Source organism: Ktedonobacter sp. SOSP1-85 (assembly GCF_016587415.1).
In the GTDB taxonomy this organism is placed as follows: Bacteria; Chloroflexota; Ktedonobacteria; order Ktedonobacterales; family Ktedonobacteraceae; genus Ktedonobacter.
In genome coordinates, this window is the sequence record NZ_BNJI01000003.1 from 887,431 (window position 1) to 909,595 (window position 22,165).

Genomic DNA, 22,165 nt, shown 5'->3' on the forward strand with positions numbered 1-22,165 from the left:
ATCCGTCTGAGGATCCTGCAATTGCCGTTAAGCTATCCTCTACGCCTGTGCTGGTAAGTATAGCCAGGAAGGCATAAACAACGCATAAACGCGACCCCCACCGGCATAAACAATGTATAAACACACTGCCGCCGATGGAGACCGCGTTCTACGTGTTCTATAAATAGCCTTCCCTGGTGATGACCCTTCTAGACTGTCCCAAGCATGGCGTGGAAACGCTGCACGCATTGATCGCAGATAAAAGTATTGGGCGAACTGCCTTCAGCAATACCGATCTCAGATGGGAAGAGATGAGCAATCTGGGAACCGCTACGCCCACAGAAGGAGCAGGTCTGCTGAGCGGTAGGTAATGTGAGCGCGGTGCGCGCCTGCAAGAGACTGATGCCTAACGAGCGAAGCAGGCCGGCACCAATCCCCTCACCTTCGTTCATCAAGCCCAGTAGAAGATGGGTCGGGCGGATGCTCTTCTCGCCCTGACTCTTCATCTCTTCCCCTGCCAGAATAATGACCTGTTTGGCACGAGGAGTCAGCAATGTGAGCGCGTCCGCGGATACATTCGTAGCGGGTGGTTCTCCAGGAACCAGCTGACCGTGTTGTGCCTGGCGATCAAAAATAAAAACGATACCGGCATGAATACGTTGAGGTGTGATACCCAGCGGTGTAAGAAATGAAGCCAGGCTGCCCTCGCTCGCCAGGCCCCACAGCAGATGTTCTGTGCCAATCCACCAGTGAGAGAGAGTAAGCATCTCTTCGCGGGCGAGATCAAGCACGCGCTTGCTCTCCGCTGTCATGGATCTGGCGAATGCATCAAATGGCGATTCTTGTTCTTGCATAGTATCCCTGGTCCTTTCCCTTGTCTCGACCTGTGCCGCACGCCTCAGCGCTCGCAGTTGCAACACACGAATATGGCCCGCGTTGGTTCCCAGTGCCTCGGCGATCTCAGCGGCGCTATACCCCTGAAGATAGTGCAAGGTCAAAATACTGCGATCACGTTCTGACAACAAGCTGAGGAGGTGCTGCACGCGCATCTCGGTCTGCTGGTCGATAAAATTCGTGTTCTCGTGAAAAAGAGACTGCGCCTCCAGATCACTCAAAGAACGCATTTCGTATGGACTCTGCGTCTGCCAATAATCAACAATTGTTGTTCGGGCCGTTGCATAGAGCCAGCCGCGAGCACTTTCAAGGCTCTGATCCTCCTTGAGCCAGCGTAGTGCTTTGAGAAAGACCGTGCTAGCCAGGTCCTCGGCCAGGGCATGATCGCCGACTTTACTGTAGATGGAGCGTTGCAGATCGGCAGCATACAAACGGTAAATTTCTGCCAAACGGTTCAAGCACTCCTGGCGACGCGCGTAGTTTGAGGGCTGCATAACGCTTGCCATAATTCCTTTCTGAAGGCTTTCAGTTTTCCATTGTGATATACAGGTGAGCGTTACACCTGAGTATTGGGAGCGTTTAATCGAGCAAGTGTGAACAATTTCAAAAAACAGTGCTACGTTTTGGCGCTCTATGCGATTTATATTTATAGAGAATACTCTCAAGCCGCAAATGGCAATTATCTTATTCCTGGCAAAGGCTGCTATTCTGGCGGCAGATTCAGGGACAGGAGGCCCTACGTTTATGCCTATTTATTTTTATACGGCTCGCGAAGAACCACATGGCTGCTTCTCCAATTTCTCTCGGCACGGCATCGACCTGGATGGTGCCTGGTGGCCAACCGTAGAGCACTACTTCCAGGCTCAGAAGTTCGCAGGTACGCCCTACGCTAATAAAATTCGCACCGCCTTTACACCCAAGCAGGCCGCCGACCTGGGGCGCAGTCGCCAACATCCCCTGCGCCCCGATTGGGAACAGGTGAAGGATGAAATTATGCTTAAAGCGGTTCGTCGCAAGTTCGAGTTACACGCTCATCTGCGCAAACTTCTCCTCGCAACTGGGGCAGAAGAATTGATCGAGAACGCTCCCAGCGATTATTATTGGGGGTGTGGCAGCGATGGCAGCGGACAGAACAAGCTGGGACAAATTCTGATGCAGGTACGGATGGAGCTAAGCTCCTTACCCTCCTTAACATAGGCTATTAACTATAAGCTTCAGGAGATGAGCAAAGCTGGCTTTTGCGCAAACCAGCTATTACCAAATTGGCGAATTGGCAAAAATGATCTTGACTTTTAGCCACAAATATGTTATACGTATAATACGTCACTTGCGAAGAGCCACAAATTTGTGGCTCTTTTTCTTTTCCCTCAACATATACGAGTATTACTCGGTGCTTCCCGCAACTATTCTCGCTCCTCACCAGCGCCACCAGAGAGAGGCCTTTGTCCTCAAAGAAGATCAGCTCATCTATCATCTCCTCACCTTGAGGTATGAGACACTGCGCCATGTTATGCGCCATCGCGATGAAATCGTTGCGCTCCCCTTAATAAGTTCTTTTGAGGACTCGAAAAGGTTCTGGATGCAAGTAACAATAAATTTGTTCCAAATTTATTGCAATAGATGCGTTTATATGCTACAATTCGCAGGCCACTTTAATAAGCTCAATTATTCTTAATAACTTCTGATAATGAAAGAGAGAATCTCTGATGAATTGTGCAAGCTGTGGCGTGGTTGCCCCCTATAATGCAACAATATGCCCCAACTGCGGTGCCCCCTTCCCCATGCCAAACTCATATCCCCAGGTTCCTGATTATGCACCACAACAACCCAATAATGCTCCTCCTGCAACAGGATATTCATATCCGCAGCAAGGCTATGCCGCGCCCCAGCAAGGCTATGCCGCACCCGGCTACAATTCAGTGCAAGCAGGCTACATGGGTCAGCAGCAGAGCTACGCCTACGGCCAGCCTCAATATCCTCCACCCTACCAGCAAATGACGAACGTTACCGTGGTCAATAATGCACAAACGAGTAATACGCCCGTCATCGTAGAGATCCTGCTCAATTTTTTTCTTGGCATCTATGGGGTCGGCTGGCTCATGGCGGGCGAAACCACTACCGGCATCGTCCTGCTCGTCTGTAGCTTCGTCGTTTACTGGCCTGTGTTGATCGGCCTCGCCGTATTCACTTTAGGGATTGGCCTCTTCTGCGATATCCCGCTCGTTATCGGCGCAGTCATCTTGAATGCCGTACTCCTGAACGGAGCCTTGAAGCGCCGTTATGCCCAGGTCACAGTGGTCCAGACAAGATATTAAATAATACAGATATCGCCTTCAATACCCAATTGTTACTCCTCTGTTTGTGGTGAAGCGCAACACTAAAAGTAAAGTAAGCGTTCTCTTGAGGGAGGGGAGCGAAGATATGCTTGGCAAGCTCAGTAACACGCAAATCGAGGAAATGCTATACACGGAGATGATTGGGCGCCTTGGCTGTCATGCGGAGGGCAAGACCTATGTCTACCCCATCAATTATGTCTATGACGGCGAGTGTATTTATGGTTGCTCGCTCGAAGGAGTGAAGCTTCAGGTGCTGAGAGCCCATCCTGAAGTCTGCTTTGAAATAGACCATGTGCAGAACCTTGCCAACTGGCGCAGCGTCATGGCCTGGGGCACCTTTGAAGAACTTGAGGGAGAAGAGGCGGCACAGGCTGCTAATCTGCTAATGCAACGTGAAATGACCCTCATAGCCAGTGGCCAATCGGTTCACCAGATGCGTAAGGTCGATTCACAAGCCACCTCATTCGTCAGCGCAATCTACCGTATCCGCCTGGCCAAAAAAAATGGACGCTTTGAGATCGAGGATGATTAGAGCGCTACTGGCGTACGGGCCTACGCCTCTGGGCCAGATGTAGCACCCTGCCTAGGCCCGTACGCCAGTAGCGCTCTGAATAATGCGTAGATTACACGCTGGGGAAACGAATAATCGTACGTGCGCCATCTCCACGACGCATGCGCTCAAACGCCGTCTCCAGCTCATCGAGGGGAACAGTATGGCTGACCATACCCTCCACGCGCATACGTCCAGCCTGGATGCGCTTGAGCAGCACGGGGACGTCGGCATGGAAGCGTGAGGAACCATAAAAGCAGCCACGAATGCTCTTCTCAATAATAAACTCAAAGGCGGGAAGTGTGATCGTTGACGTTCGCGGTGCGAGGCCAACCACGACCGCTGTACCACCCGCGCGAATTAGACTCCAGGCCTGCTCTATCGTGCGTGGATTTCCCAGGACCTCGAAGGCCCAATCCACGCCAAGCTGTGTGATGCGCCGGACCTCGCGCAGGGCTTCCTGCTCACGCGAGTTAATAGTGTGTGAAGCCCCAAAACTCTGCGCCAACTTCAACTTCTCGGGATTGATGTCGATGGCGATGATGGGATAGGCGCCCGAGAGGCTGGCCGCCTGGATCACGTTTAAGCCCACGCCGCCACAACCGATCACGGTTACGCTCTCACCTGGACGCACGCCAGCCGTGCGCTCAACGGCCCCTACGCCGGTCAGCACGGCGCAACCCAGGACTGCCGCGACCTCCGTAGGCACGTCGGCGGGAATCTTTGCCGCGCCCTCCTGGGGAACAACCACATACTCACTAAAGCACGAGACCGCGAGGAAGTGGTGCAAGTTCTTATCGCCAAGGTGCATACGACTGGTGCCATCGCGCAAGGTCCCCTGCACCCCCATCGCACCAGCTGTCGTGCAGAGATGCGTCTGACCACGCTGGCAAAAATAGCACTGTCCACAGGAAGGCACCCAGGTCAGGACTACGCGATCCCCAACCTCGAAGCCCGTTACACCAGGCCCAACTTCGGCGATGACGCCCGCACCCTCATGTCCCAATACAATCGGCATCGGCTCAGGCAGACTGCCATCGCGCACATGTAGATCGCTATGGCAGACGCCCGCCGCCTCCATACGCACCAGGATCTCGCCCTGGCGTGGCGCATCCAGCGTAATCTCCTCAATAACGACAGGCTTCCCCGCCTCATACAAGACAGCCGCTCGTGTTTGCATCATTGCACACTCCTTCGTTACTGCTCGCAAATATGTATCCATACATAAATCAGCAAGCCTGTCCATCTCCTCGTGCCAGGCTTACAGGCATTATACCGCATAAACGCTTAACTTGAGGTCACGGAGCCGGTCCACATCTCTGTCATCTTGCCATCGGCAATACGCACAAACCACATCACATCTGAGGTACTCTCTTTGCCTTGATGGGTTCTCTGGATAGTGGCACGAATCGCCACCATGTCACCCTCGCTCACTATGCTCTTGATCGTAATCCGAAAATCAGGGAAGGCGGCTCGCACCTGAGACAACGATTGCTTGACGCTTTCAGGGCCAGTCACCTCCGGATGTGCATGATCTACCCAGTTAGAGGCAAGCACTTCGTCTGCCAACTCCACATTTCCAGTATTCCACATCTCCAGGTAGCGTCTCACAAGGTCTTTATTTCTGTCTGTATTCATTTTTCATCCCTTAAAAAAATATTTGTCCCTTACTTATGAATGTGCTCCACATGCTCAGAGAGGCTCTATTTATTAAAAAACACTACGCTATCTGTTGTATACTACGTCCATTCTCGTGCTGAATCTCATCAGAAAGAAGCATGATTGCACCTAAAGCAAAGAAGCAAGGCTTTTTATGACAAATCAATGACAAAAGAGGGCGTCAGAATTCACATCCCAGTCATCTTCCTACACTATACTTTCTCTATCTACAAGAACTATAAATTACTGTCTTTGGGGAAACTGAGCGCGAGAGCTATAGCCATGGCTGCGCCGCTGGTTTCCACATAAGCATTGGTAAATTGGGAAAGAGATAAAGGAGATTGTATATGCACTGGGGTTCTGGCTTCTGGCCTATGTTTCCGTTGTTGTGGATAGGAATCGTGGCGTTCTTCTGTTGGGGAGCTTCCCGCTGGTTCGGCTGGAGGACCAGGCACAGACATTTCGAGATGCCTGGGGAGCCAAATGCGATGGAGATCTTGCGCCGGCGTTATGCTCGTGGTGAGATTGATGCCACTACCTTCGACCAGATGCGCGAGCGCCTGGAGAGTTCGGCCCAACCTCGCTACTAGATTCAGGGAGGAATTTCTACGGCCTTCCCTATTCCCCATTTCTCGACCTCGTCACGCTTTGACGAGGTCGATCCTCTCTATAAAGATGATGTTGACATCTTTCATGCATGGGCGAGAGCTTTAACCAAAACGCGGCCCTTCAATGATATCAATAGGCGAAGCCACCTTTGCGGAGTTCAGGATGACAATCTCCTGAGAATCCTTAGGCCAGTAGAGGGCGACAGTAAATTGCCCCATTGCTTTCTGGTCAAGCATTACTCCCCTCTCCGTATCCCAAAGTGTAAGTAGGGATGGATTAGCGGAGACAAGATACTTCCCATCAGGGGACCAGGCCAGGTCCTCAATCCTTCCCTGTGTCGACATACCACCCTGTTGCTGTAGCTTGCCATCTTGCAGCGACCAGATCTGTATGTTTCCCCCGGAATCATAGCAGGCAAGTTTGGTGCTATCGGGCGACCAGGCTTTAAGATAGCCCGATGCAGACACAGACCCTGGTGTGCTCATCAGTGGGGCGCCCGCCTTCTGTGCATCCCAGACATACAACTGATCCCCACCAATCGCAGCGATATATGCTCTATTGGGAGACCAGGTTAGAGAAGTTATCTGATTCTGCACACCGGAGTAAGAGCGTACAACCTGGCCACGATTGAATGAATCTGCATCCCTGATATCGATCTCTTTTTCAAAGCCGCCATCAGTATCACTACCCACGCTGGCGAAATACCGGTTATCAGGCGACCAGGCCAGGAGAGTGTTGATAACCCAGCCTTTCGCGGTCAGGTCCTGGAAGGAGAAGAGCTGCGTGTTTGATGAAACATTCCAGGCGCTGATATAGCCACTTCTATCGGAAACGAGCATACGTGACCCATCAGGCGAAATAGAGAAGTCATAGGGCGGATGCAGCAATGAATAAGAGTGATTTATGGTACTGGAAGCTTTGTTAATCGCGAGAACGTCAAAGCTATCATTATAGACAAAAACCGCGCTTTTTCCATTGGAGGCAAAGTTCGCGAAGCGCACTTGGGTATCTTTAGATGCAGGTTGTGGCATATCAGGCACAACACTCTGTGGCTGCGGCTTGTGCGGAAGTAATCCCCTGGAAAGGTTGGCCCCCAGAACAACGACCGCCGTACCTGCGACGGCAACACCAAGGATAGAACGGCGTGTAAGACGCTTAGCTGGTTTCGGTTGCGGCTGTAATTGAGGTGCCTGCATCTGCACCTGTCCCATGCCGGGCATTGGAAACGAACCCGGCGGAGGAGCCATAGGAGGAGTAAAGATAGGTTGCCGGGGTGACTGCATTGTAGGTTGAAGATTGGCGATCTCACGCAATATGCCTTCGACAAGTGTGATCGATGCGGGGCGCCGCTCAGTATGAAGCGAGATCATAGACATGACCAGGTCTTCAAGCTGGGTCGCGCCAGGCAGAGCGGTGAGACGCAGAGGGGAGAAGTTGAAGGGGTTCTCAGCGGGATCTATGCTGGAGAGGAGATAATGCAGGAGCGCGCCCAGACTGTATACATCTGAGCATGGCGAGGTCTGCGCCTTCCCGTACTGCTCAGGGGCGGCATAGCCTGGCGAGCCAAATGGAATGGTATCTCTGGTCTGGCCGGGCTTAAAATGCCGGGCGATGCCGAAATCGATGAGATAGAGCTTGCGCCGCGTCGTCAGCATGATATTGGCGGGCTTGAGGTCGCGAAAGATAATCGCTGGCGAGCGCGTATGCAGATAACGAAGAACTTTACAGAGCTGAAGCGCGATATCGAGCAGCTCAGGCAGCGGCAGAAGAGGCTCAGTGGAAGTAGGTGAGCGCGTTGCAGACTTGCGTTCGAGGTAGGCTTCCAGCGTCTCGCCATCGATAAAATCCATGGTGAGATACCAGTGCTCGGGATCGGTGAAATGGTGGTAGACGCGAGGAAGATTGGAATGCTTGAGAGTAGAGAGGAGCGCGACTTCACGGTTAAAGGCATCCGTTGCCTCAATGACCTGCTGAGAAGAGAGGCCACGTAGATTAATTTGTTTCAGGGCTAGAATTGCGTCATTAGAATGAGTGTCAGCAACTTTATACACAGCACCAAAGCCGCCGGTTCCAAGTTGAGAAAGCAGGCGATAGCGCCCCTGAATTAAGAAGGGCTGCTCATTCTCCACAGTATCAGTCAGAGGTTGATCACAGGCGAAGCAGGCAGCCTGGTCTACATCATTCGCGGCTCCGCATTGAAGACAGTAAAGAACATCCGTTTTCATGCATATAATCCTATGATCTTATTCCGAAACCCAATGTCACTTGCGTGCCTAGCGCTTCCCCCATTCGGGGACAAGCGCGCTCAGGGTCTTCGGACCAGAAGTATTTCCATTCCTCGCAGCAAATATTCATATCTATATATTCTAAAACAAAATTAACGAAATGTGTGTGGGTCATATGACCTATTTCGGCTCGCAAACTCACCGTGGTTAAGGTGTGGAGGTGTATGCCGTCGGCGAATGCCGACGGCATACACCTCCACACCTTAACCATAAGCGCCGCAGGCGCGAACAGGTAAGACAAATTAGGGTATTAAATTCTTTGAAATAATTGGATATACTATTAGCTGCACTACGTGTTTCTATTTCACCTAAATCAGGGAAAGGGAAAGTGCCTGCATGCGTCTCTCACTACCCACATTTAAGCCTCGTCAGACCAGGAGTGCGCCGAATAAGAAGAATCATGAGCAACAGACAGCAACTCTTACAGGATCGCACCTCCAATCATATTCAACTGCTTATATTCGAGAAGGCCAATACCCTCGACCTGGCCTTCTTTGAGCAGCCAGAGTTCTATGATAAGCTACGCACCGCCTCCAGCGAGTCCTCCTATAAGCCGGTACTGATGGTGGCGCTGGTCTTTGAGACGCTACGCACAACGATCACACTCATCTCGATGCTCTTCCTGCTGATTCAACTGGCCTGGTGGCTGACCATCATCGCCCTGGTTGTACCCATTCCCTCCTTCCTGGCGAGCGCAAAATATGGCTGGTATGATTACCGGCGCATGATTCGCCAGTCGCCAGAGAAGCGCAAGATGAACTATTACAACCAGATCCTGACCGTCGATCTCTTTAACAAGGAACTCAAACTCTTTAGCCTGGGTGAATTCTTTGTTGAGCGCTACCGCCAGCTGGCAGAAATGCTTTACCGCGAGGGGCAGAAGGAGGCCATATGCCGCAATGGCATCAATCTACTCTGGGCAGGGTTTAGCATTATTGTTAATACAGGCATTTATTGTTACGTGGCTTTGCAGGCCATCCTGGGCCATATCACACTGGGCGGGCTGACCCGCAAACCAGCCTGTCAGCCTGGGCAAGGAAAGCGAGATCAATCTAGAAAAAGTGTCATCTCCACTGTGCATGGTCTTTTGACAATTCACAACCACAATCGACTTGTTGGAGAACAATTGACCGAGAATGGCTATTCTCGGTCAATTGTTCTCCAACACCGATGCTCCGCTTCATTGTACACAATAGAGAAAAGGCCAAAGTTAGCTCCAAAAATCTTGTCGGAGAATCTTTTGGAGAGAAAGTTTTGGGAAAAGAGATGCCAGACGTGAGCAATGACCTGGCCATCTTTGAGGAGTTCCGAGATGCGCTGGGGACGCGTGATCCGAAAACGGTCGCAACCTATCTGGCGACAATGCGTGACTTTGTCAGCTGGCACGCCGAACAACCAGGAGGAACGCCATTCCATCTGGGTCTGCTGACGGAAACGGCGGTGCGGGGTTATCTGGAGCGAGTCCAGATAGCAGGCCGTGCTCCCCGTACCCGGAGCAAGGCGCTTTCCGGACGACGCCGTTTTTGCCAGTGGGCGATGGATGAGGGCTATCTTCGTCGCAATCCAGCATGCGCGATGGAACGCCCAACGGTTGTAGCGGTAGCTCCGCGCCGCTCTCTCCGAGAAGCAACGCTTTGTACCCAAGCAACTCATTGAACAGCATGGCAGCCGCCGTTTTGCGGCGATCTTTGCGCTTGGCTACTGGGCAGGATTGCGTATCAACGAAATTGCCACCTTGTGGATAGATCAGTGCCAGGTCAATCAGCGGGCCGGAAGTATCACCCTGGTTGATGCCAAAGGCGGCAAAACCAGGACGCTGGATTTGCACAATATGGCCTGCCGAGCATTGTATGACTATCTCTTCCCAGAACATCCACACGATCAAGAATGGGATCACGAGAGCATCTATGTCTTTACGAGCCAACGCGCTGCCTGGCTGCGCCTACAAGGACGACCAAATCATCTCTCCGAGCTCGGAGAGAGCATCTGGGGGAATTGCAACGGCGTTTTGGCTTTCGCTCGTTTTCGTTGCGCTTTTATCGAGATCTCTCCCACTGGCTTATGCCCATTGCTCTGGGGACAGACGAGGGGATCGTGCTGGTTGAAGCACTTATTGAAGAACTACGAACTCGGCGCATCATTGCCCCAGCGCTTTCGACAGGGGACCAAGAAAACACCAGGATCGCAAGCTTAGCGGAAAACTCTGATTTCATCCTTGTCCATCAGATCCTTAGCGGAATTTTGAGGGGTTTTTATGTCGGGACCCCGTCTCAGGCACTCATCGTTCTCCTGAGTGCGGCTCATCGCCGAAACGGTCTATCCAGCCTCGACTCATCTGGGTACAAGAGATGTTCCGACACCTGATCGGATGGTTGTGAGTGGGTGAGGAAAACAGCATGGATTAGAGCAAAGACAAGCGCCGCGCCACCTCACTGGCTTCAACGCGATTGTGGACGTCCAGTTTGCGATAGAGGCTTTGGACGTGGGTTTTCACAGTATTGAGCGAGATCACCAGGGCATTGGCTATCTCTGGGTTGGAACGCCCGGCGACCAGCAGGCGGAGAACCCGTTGCTCCTGCTCGCTGAGTGGCCCCAGGAGCAACGCATCCTTCCTGAGAGGCGCCGCCTCTTCTGTGGGCTGAGCGCCTGATTCCTGAGCAAATGCGCTCAGCAGGGTTCGCGCATGGGAGATCAAAGGCGCCTCGCGTAGTTCTGGCAACAGCATTCTCAGCAGAGCTTCCATCGTTGCCCCTTCATCCAGAAAGAGGCGTTGAAAGTTTCCCGGTTGCGCCAGTTGTAACGCCTCTCGCAGAGAGGATTTGGCCTGAGCGAGTTCTTGAGAGACAACGTGGGCCAGGGAGCAGAGAATCTGGATTTCCAGCATGCTGCGCCTGCGTCCCTGAGCCTGGGCTTTCTCTTTCCAGGGGACCAGCGCTTTCAAAGCGGTCTCCCCCTTCTGTTGCGCAATGTACAAGCGCGCCTGGAGCAGGGCTTCTTCCTGTTGGAGCAGGAGTGGGAGCGCTTCCTCCTGTTCGGATGCCTGGGACTGGTCGGCCTGTTGCTTTTCCTGCGCCCATTGTTCGACCGCTGACAGATCTCCATCGGCCAGTTGGAGTCGCGCCCGCCAGACACGTATGGCGCTCAGCGGCCAGGAAAAACGAGCGTTTCTCTCCCATCGCACGAGCACCTCCTGAGCGCGTGCAGTTTCCCCACAAGCGTGTAGCAGGCGAGCTTGGACGAGAGCGCCCGATGCCAGAACATGAATCCCTTTCTCCGGCGTTGCTCTCAGTGTCTGCGCTCCAGAGAGATGGCGCTGAGCGTCGGAGAGTTCATTGCGCTCATAAGAAAGTTGAGCAAGATTATGATAGGCCCAAGAGACGAAGAAAGGTTCTGTGCTTCCTGTAGAGAGCAGCAATTGCTGTCGAGCAATCTCCTGATCTTCATCCATATGGGCAAGAGCCTGATGGTAGTAGTGTGAGGCCCTGTGCAGCTCGCCTTTTTCCAGGCAGACTTCTCCTAACATGAGGGATGTCGCGAAGGCAGCGGAAAGATTGCCGAGGTTTTTTAACCCCCAATACCCTTCAAGGAGGTGCTGGTAAGCCACTTCCATCTCGCCTGCCAGGAAAGCTTCGAATCCGCTCATCACAACGTTGTCCAAATACATCAGACTCTGTTCGGAAAGGAGTGATCTGGCTTGACGAATCAACGCCAACGCGCGAGCTTGATCATCTTGAAAAAAGGCCAGTTCGGCGTGCAGTTGCAGTGCTTCTCCCAGTTGCTCCCACTGTTGTGTTGCCTCAAAGCCCTGCTTTGCCCACTGAAGAAGCCGCTCGACCTGTTCCCAGGTCCCAGGCGAACGTCGATCAGTCGTAAATGTCAACGCGAGCACATACTGAAGACAGAGGTCCGGTTGCGCTTGCAGCGGCTTCTCTGGCATACGTTTGAGCCAGGAGCAGAGCAGATGATACTCATTGTGAAAGCTGTGAGGGACCAGAAACCGTCCAATGAGCACAGCCGCGCGGGAAAACTCCTCACACGCCAGTGCCGTTTCAATTGCTTCTGGGAACATCCGCTGCTGCTCATACCACTGACTGGCTTTGCTCTTGAGGGAACGGAGCGTGGCTGTCCCCAGGCGAAGCTGTGCTTCATGCTGCATGGCCTGTGCCCACAGGGCATGATAGCGATACCACTGCCGACTCTCGGAGAGGGGTTGGAGAAACAAATTCGCTCGCTCTACCTGTTCGAGCAGGTGAGCACTATCCTCTCTGCCTCTGATGGCATCGCAGAGGGAGGCACTCAAAGGATTGAGCCAACTGGTCTGCAACAAGAAGTCTTGCAGGTCTTCCGGCAGATTGGTGAGGATTTCTTCACGCAGGTAATCGAGCACGAAGCGCTGGCTGTCACTGAGCATGTGCACCGAAGCCGAGGGGTCCGTCTGTTTCTGGAGGAAGAGGGCGGCCAGTTGGAGGCTGGCAATCCAGCCCTCGGTGCGCGCTTCCAACAGCGTTACGTCGGCCTCCGAAAGGGCAAGTCCCATGCGCTGCGTGAGAAAGCGCTGCGTTTCTTCCCGTGTAAAGCGCAGATCGGTATCGCGGATCTCGACCAGGTGCCCGCGCACCCGCAAGCGAGAGAGAGGCAGATCCGGGTCGACGCGACTGCCCACCACCAGGTGCACATGCGGGGGCACATGCTCCAGCCAGAAGGTCAGCGAGGCATGAATGCTCGGTTCGTCGATCACATGATAGTCATCCAGGATCAGCACCAGAGGGGAGCCCTCTGCGTGTTGACCTGCGAACTCATTGAGCAGGGTGGTCAAACTGGTCGAAAGCGGCGCAGAGGTGTGCAACAGGGCAAGGGCACGCGTTCCCATTTCTGGCCAGCACGTCCGCAGAGCCGCGATCACCGAGATCCAGAAGCGCGTCGGGTCATTGTCCAGGGGCTCCAGAGACAGCCAGGCAACGGCTCCCTGATGCCGCTGCGCCCACGCGGAGAGCAGGGTGGTTTTGCCCCAGCCAGCGGAGGCAGAGAGCAAGGTCAGTGGGCAGGACAGCGCGGTCTCCAGTGCCAAGAGCAGACGCTCCCGTCCCACGAGGGCGGCAGGAAGAGGGGGAGGAACCAGCCTGGTCAGCACCATCAGCATGCCGGGATCATCGAAGGAGTCACCAGGCTCGACGAGGCGAGAAGGGGTCTCGTTGCCAGCAGGGAAGAAATGCAAGGAAACCGGCCTCGCCTCCAGCACACCCGAGGGGAACAATGACGGCTTCTGCTGGCCCTCCAGGAGATCCTGTGCCATCTCCTCTAAAAGAACCAGGGTCACGGTCGCATCGGTTCCCAGATAGCGCTTCCTGGTCTGGCCGGAATGGGTGTGATAGGCATACCAGTAGCCATTCCCACGAGAACGAACCTCTTTGAGGGCATTCAAGTGACCATGTTGTCCCTGAAAGGAAAAGGAGGCATGCGTCGCCAACCAGGCCCGCCACGCTCCTTTGTCTTCTGGAAACAGAGGCAGTGGTGGCTGGTTGAGGGTATGTAAAAAATAGCACTGGTTCTCGGGAGACCAGTGTAGGGCATGAGCGGCTGGCTTTGGCATGGCGTCCTTTCTTCTCCACAACTCCACAATGAACGTCTTCCTCAACTCCCCAACAGGGTGAGTATAGCAAAGGGGAGACGAGCCTGCAAGCGTGCGCATCCGCTCCAGCTTCATCTGTCCAGACAGTTCCAGGCAGCGAGAAACGGAGGTGGATCGCCCAGCCTATACCGTCTGTGTGGTCGAGCAGCTCCACGAAGCGCTTCGCCATCACGATATTTTTGTCGAGCCAAGTGAGCGCTGGGGGGACCCACGTGCCAGGCTTCTGCAACCAGAGCAATGGGAGGGTATACGTGCGCAGATCTGCCAAACCTTGGGGCGAGCTTCTTCTCCTCAGGCTGCTCTCGCACACCTGAAACAGCAACTGGACAGCGCCTACCGGCAAGTCGCCGCCCATCTTCCGACCAACACCGCTTTGCAGATCGAACTGCGGGACGGGGAAGCGGTCCTCAATTTGGAGGGCGACCAACCACGCTGGCACGAGCCATCGCCGAAGTCGGGCGTGTGGCCAAATCACTGCATGTGCTCTCTTACATTGACGATCAACACTATCGTCGGCGCATTCAAATCCAACTCAATCGTGGGGAAGGACGACACGGGGTAGCGCGTCATGTTTTTCATGGTCAACGTGGAGAACTGCGTCAGCGCTATCATCAGGGACAAGAAGATCAGTTAGGCGTACTCGGACTGGTTGTGAATATGGTTGTGCTAGCGAATGGTGGGAAGCAGTTCTGCTCTGCCAGAAACTCTTCGGGATTGCCAATTTGCCGCCAGGGAGTTAGGGCGACAGGGGTAAGTTAGGGGAGGATGCAAGAAGGCAACTCATTGCTCACACGACTTCACTCCCTGACGCCTTGTCAGTGTAGTTGAAAGGCTATATGCGCTTTCTTTCTGAAATATTGGGTTAGAGAAGAGAAAAAGGCGCCCCTAACCGCCTCTTTCTCCCATTCCACTCGCAACGGTTGGGGAAATATTTCCTATTTCTCCAAAAATACCATCAAACCGCGGATGAGAAACAATGGGCCCACTTCATGATGACGTTTTGACGCGAGACGTGATATAACAGGGGGAGGATCGGGAGTGAGAAGTCAGAACGAGGCGTTGATCATCACGCAAGCAAGGTCAATGATAAGTGAGGTACGACATGGATTCGATCGTTGAGACGGTATTTCAGCACGCGGAAAGAGGGGCGGAGCGGCCTGTTATTTTCTTTGAAGGGCAAACCATCTCCTACGGGCAACTTGCTTCTCAGGTACAATCCTTCGCCCAAGCGCTGCTGGTACATGGGTTGCGCTCCAGTGACCGGGTGGCGCTCTTTCTGGAGAACTGTCCGGACTTTGTTGTCGCGTACCTGGGAACGCACCTCGCTGGGGGGATCGTGGTCCTGGTCAATACCCAGTACAGACAAGTTGAGCTCAGCCATATCATGAGCGATGCCGGGGTGCGCTTTTGTGTCACCGGATCAGCCGGGCTGGCAGAGTTGTCGCGCCTGGATCTGCCGAACCTCGAAACGCTGATCATCGTCGATGAGGAAGCTCATGAGGGGACGCAAGGGGACAGCGCTTCACTTTCTTTGAACGATTTTCTGGATGCGGACGACGAGCGGGGTGGCACGAGAGAGTTGACCATGCCATCACCGGATGCTCCCGCAGTCATTGGCTACACCTCTGGCACGACTGGGCGGGCCAAGGGCGCGCTTATGCTTCAGCGCAATCTGCTCGCCAATATCGCCTCGCTCACTGAGGCCTGGCACTGGACCAGCGAAGACCATCTCCTGCTCGTTCTACCTCTCTTTCATACCCATGGCCTGATGGTAGGCATGCACGGCACGCTCTACACCGGGGGGCGCGTGACCTTGCGGCGGAAGTTCGATGCCTCCAGTGTGCTGGCGAGCCTGCGCGATGACCCAAGCATCAGCCTGTTCTTCGGTGTTCCCACCATGTACTCACGCCTGCTGGCTGAGGCCGAACGTCAGGAGGGACCCGTGCCCCATCCACGCCTCTTCGTCTCCGGTTCCGCACCGCTCAGCCCACATCTCTTCAACGATTTCGCGCGTATATTTGGACAATTCATTCTTGAGCGGTACGGCATGACGGAAACGGGAATGAATCTTTCCGTCCCCCATGATGGCGAGAGGCGCGCGGGGACGGTTGGCCTGCCCTTTCCAGGCCAGGAGGCGCGCATCGTGGACACGCACACGCGCCAGGTGCTTCCTGCGGGCGAGATTGGGGAGATCGAGGTGCGTGGCCCTCACGTCTTCGCAGGGTATTGGAACCGTCCCGACGCGACCGCCGAGGCTTTTACCGAGGATGGCTGGTTCAAGACGGGCGACCTGGGCTGGCGCAGCGAGGACGGCTATTTCACCATTACCGGTCGTGCCCGCGAGCTGATTATTAGCGGGGGCTACAATATCTATCCACGCGAGGTCGAAGACGTCCTAGCGACCCACCCAGGCGTCGCAGAGGTCGCGGTGATAGGCCTGCCCGATAGTGACATGGGCGAGCAGGTCGTCGCGGTAGTTGTTCCACAGAAGGGGCAGGCACTCCAGGCTGCTGAGCTTATCGCCTACTGTCGCGAGCGTCTCGCCAGCTATAAGAAACCACGCCGCGTGGTATTTGTCGATACGCTCCCACGCAACGCCCTGGGCAAGGTGCAGAAGCACCTGCTCGTCGCTCACCTGGATGAACACGAGCAGCGGAATGTTAATTGTTGAATATCTTTTCCTCCCTGAACCATAAATCGGTCTTGGCATTTCAGTAGAGAACGGGAGAAAACGCTCGCATTCTGCACCATATCTTTTCTTTCCCCTTGTCCCCTTTGCCTCTCGCAAACAAATCTTTCAGCAACGCTCTCTTGCGAAAAGATATTCGGCAAAAACGAAAAGTTATGGAGCAGAAGCTTGTTTCTTTGCTGAATCTTGGGTATACTCAGCTTGAAAAGAGTTCATGAGGAAGCCCTTCATTGAGAGCTTTAGAACCTTGAAGGTGAAACACCCGCGTCTCGAAGAAGTAGAGCGGTTCCTGCTCCGAGCTATTTCTGGACACCGAAGCTACACCCTGCTGGATCTCTATGGAGCAGGGGGAGTGGGCAAATCGACCGTTGTGGAGCAGATCGTGCGTCAGTTACGCGATGCGGAAACAGATCCCGCTGTGGTCCCGGCGGTGATCGTGCAGGCATCACCAGAAGATGTGGGATCGGCGGCGCGCCTGGATTATTACCAGCAAGTGCTTGACCAGTTTCAGCACCATCCGGCCATCCGAGATCGGACGAAAAATCTGCCGCTCTATATCAATCGAGGAAAAAAGAGCAATGATCCTGCTGAATGGCTGGAGGTCCGCAATGTGGTCGAGTATGCTCTGAGGTTGTTTCAGGTAAAAGTGGTCTTTGTGGATGAAGGTCAGCACTTGCTGGCCCCAGATCCTCTGCGCAAGCCGACGGCGCAGTTAGATTGGCTCAAGGCGCTCGCGAATCGTACCAATGTGCTGCACGTCCTGGTGGGCAACTTTGATTTGTACGAGTACTGCCATCTCAACGGCCAAACAACACGGAGAATGCGCGATCATCATTTTCCTCGCTATCATCTGGATAATCAGAAAGAGTGTGAAGAATTTGTCGGTACTCTCCAAAGCTTGCTCGAAAACGTGCCTCTGACGGTCGATGTGCCAGCACTGCTCTCTCACTGGCGTTGGTTTGGGGAATGGAGTATGGGATGTGTAGGAGTGTTAGGCGATTGGATCGTCGAGACCGTGGATGCGCTTTGGAGCGAGAACAAGACGGTTCTGACGGTGGATGCGCTCACTAGCTCTGCCTTACAGCCCGACCAACGGGCTCGTTTAGAGATGGAAGCTCGAACAGGAGAGCATCGAGTGGCACGAGCCAAAGTGCAAAGTGAACAAGAACTCCAGCAATTAGTAGATACTCATGCCAACGAGAGGAAGTCAGCTCAGACAGTCAATCCTGCCGCAAATGGAGGAGGGCGGGAACGTAAAGGAAACCCGGTCGAGCGAGCGGCTGTCCGTGATCCAGTGGGTAATCAGGCACCGTCGGCAAACACGCTAAGATGCATCTTTTCTGATGTGCTAGATATCGATCCAGGACGCTTTCAGGACAGCGGAGTGGCGCGTGGAGAATGCCCTGAATGTGCGGCATTGCGTCAACTTCAACTCCGCAATGGGATTCCCCGTTATCCTGCTCATGAGAGGCGAAAGACACAGACGCTTCAGACAGAGCGACGGTGGGTGCAAGGCGAAACCAGGTGGGAAATTATTTCGGGTGCAAGGCGAAAAGAGTGATTGGAGCACCTGTAAATCCCAAATTCGGTGAAGCAATTTCAGCACAAGTATCTGAGGCAATAGCCTTCAAATTGCCTCAGATACTTGTGCCCATTTCCTTTCACAGAATGCTGCGATTTATACATGAGTATCAGCAGCAGCATGGTGGGATTTACTCGTGTGGGAATGTCGCTTGCCGCATGTGCCGAGAGAGAAACAACCATCCGGTGATCAGAAGCAGGCCACTCCACACGATGCCCACGGTCGGCAACACGCCCAGATGCTCCAGGCTCAGCCCGAGTGCAAAGGAGCCGAGGGTTTGGACGCTGAACAAGATCAGGCGATAGACGCCATTGACGCGGCCTTGCAGGGCACCTGGGACGACAGCGAAGCGATAACTGTCCATGAAGATAGCACGGATCGAGTCGGAGAGAGCGATGGCAGCGAAGACGGCTCCCAACAGCAGTGGCGTCGTGATGAAGCCATAGAGAGGGAAGAGCACCACGAACACGATCAGGGCACAGCCCAACGCGAGACCTATGCGTATGCGCCGCTGCAACGGCGGGCAGAGCGCCGCGCCAAGCAGGTTCCCGACGCCGCCACATGCTCCGATCAGGCCGTAGAGCACCGACGGGATATGCTGCTGTTGCACAATGTCCAGGACGAGAAGCATACTGGCTGTGATGGTGAGGTTGACATAGCTGGAAATTAGGAAGATCGAGCGTATGACCATATGCTCCCGCAGCCAGGTGAGCCCCTCGCGCACTTCTTGGAGCAGGTGGTGACGCTGCGTCCTCCGTTCATCTTGCATGGGCGAGCGTATGGAGAAGAGTGAGCCGAGCAAGATCAGAGAGGAAAGCGCGTCGGTGACGAACGGGAGCAGCCTGCTGATGCTAAAGAGCCAGCTACCCAGGGCGGGTCCGACAAGCGCGCTGGAGCCAACAATCACCTCGTTCTGTGCGACTGCTGTGGTGAGCTGGCTCTTTGGCACGATCCATGCCAGTGCTGCAAATTGGGCCAGCTCGTAAAAAAGCGAAATGGCTCCCAGGCCAAAGGCGATGGCGTAGAGGAGAAGCAGCCGCAGCGGTCCGCTGGAAAGGCTCAGTACCAGGGGAATGCTCGCCACGCACACCATCAAGCAGAAGGTAGAGAGCAGCATCACGCGTTTGCGCGGCCAGCGATCCACCAGCGACCCGGCGGGGAGGCTCAGGAGGACGTAGGGAAGCTGTCCCAGACTATACGCGAGGGAGGCAGCAGCGATCGAACGCGTCAGTCCCACAATGAGCAGTGGAAACGCGAACTGTGTGCATGAAGTGCCGAGCGAGGAGACGGCGTTGCCGAGCCAAAGCAAAAGATAGTCACGATTGCGCCAAAGGGAAACGGGCTGTGGTGGAATGACTTCCGTGTTGGTCATGAAACATCCTTTCGTTCGACTTGTTTCTGCAAGAAGGGAAGCAAAAGGAGCCCGGCAACCGAGGCGCGGTCCAATCAACACGGGGCTGAGATACATCGCAGGATGAAGACAACGCATATCCTCGCACCAACGCGATCAGCGCTGCGCGTGAGGAGGGCGCTATTCACAAACAGCCACGTAAGCCAAAATTGCCGGGCTTACGCGGTCAAAAGCGGTTTCACACCGCCTGAGGGGAACAGATATCTTTTACTCATCAGCCAGATGATAGCATGGAGACCGCATCGGTGTCAATGAATACTGCTCACCCCACCCATCCGCTCTTCCCATCCATGCGCAAGGGGATGGGAAGACTCGGCTGGCTCGGTGCGCGTGCTGACAACGCCACAGCTCATGGGTATTCTGGCAACGCGGATTGGGGGCAAGCGAGAGGTGTGTCTGCCTTCTACTTGTAAATCCCAGCATTCTGTGAAAGGAAATGGGCACAAGTATCTGAGGCAATTTGAAGGTTATTGCCTCAGATACTTGTGCTGAAATTGCTTCACCAAATTTGGGATTTACAGAGCACACTCACCACAAGAGCCCACGAAAGGTTATGCTGCGCTTTTTCTTCTGGCGTGGCAAGGCAGAAAAGTATTCCTTTCTTTTGAGGGACTGGAAAATTTATGGTGCGGAGTCTCTTCTTCTTCATATCCTCTATCCTGGCTTCCCAGGCCCATTTACTTGAATCTGACGAAAAGATATGGTTCTGAAAAACAAAGATTTACGGTTCAGTCAACACGGAAGAGGTAGCATGCCCCACAGCGAACACTGACCTTTCCTTCCAGCACAAAAAAAGCTTCGCCCTGGTGGCGATGGAGATGGGGAGGTGGCTCAGCGCCCGATGGAACGACCTCGACATTCATTCCATCGGCATCGCGTGTCTGTTCGCTTGTTGCCTTCAGGGTCGAGAGCGCGCCTAAGAACCAGATGGCCTGTCCCTCCTCGTCGGTCAGTGCATAGCCTGTGTGCTTGTGTCATATTGTGCTCCTTACTAGATGAGTGGTAATCGCTAAATCGTGATCCTAGAAGCCCAGATGTAGTCCAATGGCGGCGTTCTCTTCAAGCGTGGCGTTCCAATATCCGTATTTGGCGGACACAGCCTGGAAGTGGGCCAGTACTTCGGGTGTCGCTGCCCGATGGGTGCCATTGGTTGGCGCACCGATTTCCCGAAAAAATTGACCCATTTGCTTGGTTGTGATCATATGGATAGTCGCCGGTTCAGTGAAGGGATTGCGCAAAGCGTGAGGGGCGTAGTTTGGTATATGCAGGAAATCACCAGGTTTCCCCACATACCACTCATAACCATTCTCATCCTTCCTAAGTATTTCTAACTGGCCAGAAACAACAAGGAAGTCCTCAGTATCGACGTGCGTGTGCAAAGGGACGACAACCCCGGCAGGCATGATACCCTTCAGAGCACAGAAGTCACTTTCGGGGTCATCTGGGGAGGTCAAAAACTCAACTGTGGGTCCTAATATGTCAAGTATGATGCCGGTCGTGGGATTCTTCTGTATGCTCATATGTGCTCCTTCTTTACTAACTACTGTTGACAAGCGTTTTGTAACTCTTCTCTGCGCTGGATTGCTTCGTTCAGGCTGGTTGAAGCAGTATTTTGAAAGAAGATTTTGCCTCCCTCCCGTGAGGAACCCTTAAATCTGAGCCATTCCTCCATCGACAAAGAGCTCGATCCCATTCACAAAGCTGCTGTCATCGGAGGCAAGAAACAGGACGGCTTTGGCTATTTCGTCAGGATCAGCCACGCGTCCTAGCGGAACAGCTGCTGCTGATTGCTCCTTAAATCGTCTATACTCTTCTTCGGTCTTTGTTAAGGCTCTCCACCCTTCAGTCTCGGTTGGTCCAGGGCTAATGGCGTTAACACGGAGCTTGCGGTCCTGGAGGTCTATAATCCAACTGCGCGCGAACGAGCGTATGGCGGCATTAGATGCACTGTAAACGCTGAAGCCTTTCATACCTTTGACGCTACTGATGGAGGCAGTGAGAATAAGCGAACCCCCTTTTCGCAGAAGCGGGAGAGCCTTTTGTACGGTGAAGAGCAGTCCTTTTACGTTGACATCAAAGGTTTTGTCGAAGTGCTCTTCAGAAATGTCTTTCAGGAAGACAAATTCCCCTAATCCAGCATTGGCAAACAGGACATCAAGATGTCCGTGTTGCAGTCTAATTACCTCATAGAGGCTATCCAGGTCCGCCAGGTTGGCGACATCACCTTGAATGCCAGTAACATGCGGTCCGAGCTTGCTGACTGCTGCATCCAGTTCGTTTTGACGACGACCAGTGATATAGACATAGGCGCCTTCTGCGATGAAGCGCCGGGCCGTAGCAAAACCAATCCCGCTGGTCCCGCCAGTAATAAGGGCAACTTTTCCTGCTAGCTTTGTCATATGGTTTGCTCCTTGGGAATAAATTATTGAGACAGGAGTGTTCGTTCTAGATGTATCAAAACGGCTCTCGCCATATTGGCTTGGGCCTTGCATACCTAGATTACTGTAGCTGTTGACGTGTTACAACGACAGCAAGCTGACAG

The 22,165-nt window shown here is 53.8% G+C and carries 20 protein-coding genes and 2 pseudogenes; 12 read left to right on the forward strand and 10 right to left on the reverse strand.

The features are described 5' to 3' along the window. Positions 1-188 precede the first annotated feature (188 nt). Positions 189-1,379 (reverse strand): sigma-70 family RNA polymerase sigma factor, encoded by a 1,191-nt coding sequence (locus KTE_RS42035; protein ID WP_201392703.1) that lies wholly within the window; start codon positions 1,377-1,379, stop codon positions 189-191. 238 nt (positions 1,380-1,617) lie between these two features. Between KTE_RS42035 and KTE_RS42040 the strand changes: the two genes are divergently transcribed. Further along, entirely contained in the window at positions 1,618-2,070 is a 453-nt protein-coding gene (locus KTE_RS42040; RefSeq protein ID WP_201392705.1) for an NADAR family protein, read from the forward strand. A gap of 4 nt (positions 2,071-2,074) precedes the next feature. Here the strand turns inward: KTE_RS42040 and KTE_RS42045 are convergent, their stop codons facing one another. Beyond that, positions 2,075-2,347 (reverse strand): hypothetical protein, encoded by a 273-nt coding sequence (locus KTE_RS42045; RefSeq protein WP_201392707.1) that lies wholly within the window; start codon positions 2,345-2,347, stop codon positions 2,075-2,077. A gap of 232 nt (positions 2,348-2,579) precedes the next feature. On the opposite strand from KTE_RS42045, the gene KTE_RS42050 reads away from it, so the two are divergent. Beyond that, complete coding sequence (locus tag KTE_RS42050; protein WP_201392709.1) at positions 2,580-3,188, forward strand: hypothetical protein; 609 nt, start codon at positions 2,580-2,582, stop codon at positions 3,186-3,188. A gap of 106 nt (positions 3,189-3,294) precedes the next feature. Beyond that, positions 3,295-3,741 carry a pyridoxamine 5'-phosphate oxidase family protein gene (locus tag KTE_RS42055; RefSeq protein ID WP_201392711.1) on the forward strand — a complete coding sequence of 149 codons (447 nt, stop codon included), beginning with the start codon at positions 3,295-3,297 and terminating at the stop codon, positions 3,739-3,741. Positions 3,742-3,832: 91 nt separating this feature from the next. On the opposite strand, the gene KTE_RS42060 is transcribed toward KTE_RS42055, so the two are convergent. Next, positions 3,833-4,942: a Zn-dependent alcohol dehydrogenase gene (locus KTE_RS42060; RefSeq protein ID WP_201392713.1), complete on the reverse strand. Its 1,110-nt coding sequence runs from the start codon at positions 4,940-4,942 to the stop codon at positions 3,833-3,835. 104 nt (positions 4,943-5,046) lie between these two features. Next, positions 5,047-5,397, reverse strand: coding sequence for an ester cyclase (locus KTE_RS42065; protein ID WP_201392715.1), 351 nt, complete (start codon positions 5,395-5,397; stop codon positions 5,047-5,049). A 368-nt stretch (positions 5,398-5,765) separates the two neighbouring features. Here KTE_RS42065 and KTE_RS42070 point away from each other — a divergent pair, with 368 nt between their 5' ends. Beyond that, on the forward strand, positions 5,766-6,008 hold the full coding sequence (locus KTE_RS42070; protein ID WP_201392717.1) for an SHOCT domain-containing protein: 243 nt from the start codon (positions 5,766-5,768) through the stop codon (positions 6,006-6,008). A 120-nt stretch (positions 6,009-6,128) separates the two neighbouring features. Here KTE_RS42070 and KTE_RS42075 read toward each other — a convergent pair whose 3' ends face one another. After that, a complete protein-coding gene (locus tag KTE_RS42075; protein WP_201392719.1) occupies positions 6,129-8,252 on the reverse strand; it encodes a protein kinase in 2,124 nt (707 codons plus the stop codon). Positions 8,253-8,712: 460 nt separating this feature from the next. Between KTE_RS42075 and KTE_RS42080 the strand changes: the two genes are divergently transcribed. The 4 genes and pseudogenes from KTE_RS42080 (at position 8,713) to KTE_RS50320 (ending at position 10,676) form a co-directional block, all read left to right on the forward strand. Next, complete coding sequence (locus KTE_RS42080; RefSeq protein ID WP_201392721.1) at positions 8,713-9,591, forward strand: ABC transporter ATP-binding protein; 879 nt, start codon at positions 8,713-8,715, stop codon at positions 9,589-9,591. Beyond that, positions 9,588-9,968: a site-specific integrase gene (locus KTE_RS42085; protein WP_201392723.1), complete on the forward strand. Its 381-nt coding sequence runs from the start codon at positions 9,588-9,590 to the stop codon at positions 9,966-9,968. The genes KTE_RS42080 and KTE_RS42085 overlap by 4 nt, the downstream gene beginning before the upstream one ends. Continuing rightward, positions 9,964-10,233, forward strand: a pseudogene (locus KTE_RS50315) (integrase); the annotation flags it as partial. The gene KTE_RS42085 and the pseudogene KTE_RS50315, both read left to right, overlap by 5 nt. Further along, positions 10,200-10,676, forward strand: coding sequence for a DUF4158 domain-containing protein (locus KTE_RS50320; RefSeq protein ID WP_374226874.1), 477 nt, complete (start codon positions 10,200-10,202; stop codon positions 10,674-10,676). The pseudogene KTE_RS50315 and the gene KTE_RS50320, both read left to right, overlap by 34 nt. 37 nt (positions 10,677-10,713) lie before the next feature. On the opposite strand, the gene KTE_RS42095 is transcribed toward KTE_RS50320, so the two are convergent. Further along, positions 10,714-13,902, reverse strand: a complete 3,189-nt coding sequence (locus KTE_RS42095; RefSeq protein WP_201392727.1) for a LuxR C-terminal-related transcriptional regulator — start codon at positions 13,900-13,902, stop codon at positions 10,714-10,716. Between the two features lie 456 nt (positions 13,903-14,358). Between KTE_RS42095 and KTE_RS48495 the strand changes: the two are divergent. From KTE_RS48495 to KTE_RS42110, 3 genes and pseudogenes are all read left to right on the forward strand, one after another. After that, positions 14,359-14,616 (forward strand): annotated as a pseudogene (locus KTE_RS48495) (Tn3 family transposase); the annotation flags it as partial. A gap of 427 nt (positions 14,617-15,043) precedes the next feature. Beyond that, complete coding sequence (locus KTE_RS42105) at positions 15,044-16,612, forward strand: acyl-CoA synthetase (RefSeq protein ID WP_201392731.1); 1,569 nt, start codon at positions 15,044-15,046, stop codon at positions 16,610-16,612. Positions 16,613-16,844: 232 nt separating this feature from the next. Next, complete coding sequence (locus KTE_RS42110; protein ID WP_201392733.1) at positions 16,845-18,191, forward strand: TniB family NTP-binding protein; 1,347 nt, start codon at positions 16,845-16,847, stop codon at positions 18,189-18,191. Between the two features lie 151 nt (positions 18,192-18,342). Here KTE_RS42110 and KTE_RS42115 read toward each other — a convergent pair whose 3' ends face one another. After that, positions 18,343-19,584, reverse strand: a complete 1,242-nt coding sequence (locus tag KTE_RS42115) for an MFS transporter (protein ID WP_201392735.1) — start codon at positions 19,582-19,584, stop codon at positions 18,343-18,345. Positions 19,585-19,868: 284 nt separating this feature from the next. Between KTE_RS42115 and KTE_RS42120 the strand changes: the two genes are divergently transcribed. Beyond that, positions 19,869-20,036: a hypothetical protein gene (locus KTE_RS42120; protein ID WP_157506785.1), complete on the forward strand. Its 168-nt coding sequence runs from the start codon at positions 19,869-19,871 to the stop codon at positions 20,034-20,036. 315 nt (positions 20,037-20,351) lie between these two features. On the opposite strand, the gene KTE_RS50325 is transcribed toward KTE_RS42120, so the two are convergent. The 3 genes from KTE_RS50325 to KTE_RS42135 form a co-directional block, all read right to left on the reverse strand. Beyond that, positions 20,352-20,486, reverse strand: a complete 135-nt coding sequence (locus KTE_RS50325; RefSeq protein ID WP_201392738.1) for a cupin domain-containing protein — start codon at positions 20,484-20,486, stop codon at positions 20,352-20,354. Positions 20,487-20,645: 159 nt separating this feature from the next. Then, entirely contained in the window at positions 20,646-21,143 is a 498-nt protein-coding gene (locus KTE_RS42130; protein WP_201392740.1) for a cupin domain-containing protein, read from the reverse strand. A 129-nt stretch (positions 21,144-21,272) separates the two neighbouring features. Continuing rightward, positions 21,273-22,022: an SDR family NAD(P)-dependent oxidoreductase gene (locus KTE_RS42135; RefSeq protein WP_201392742.1), complete on the reverse strand. Its 750-nt coding sequence runs from the start codon at positions 22,020-22,022 to the stop codon at positions 21,273-21,275. Between the last annotated feature and the right edge of the window lie 143 nt (positions 22,023-22,165).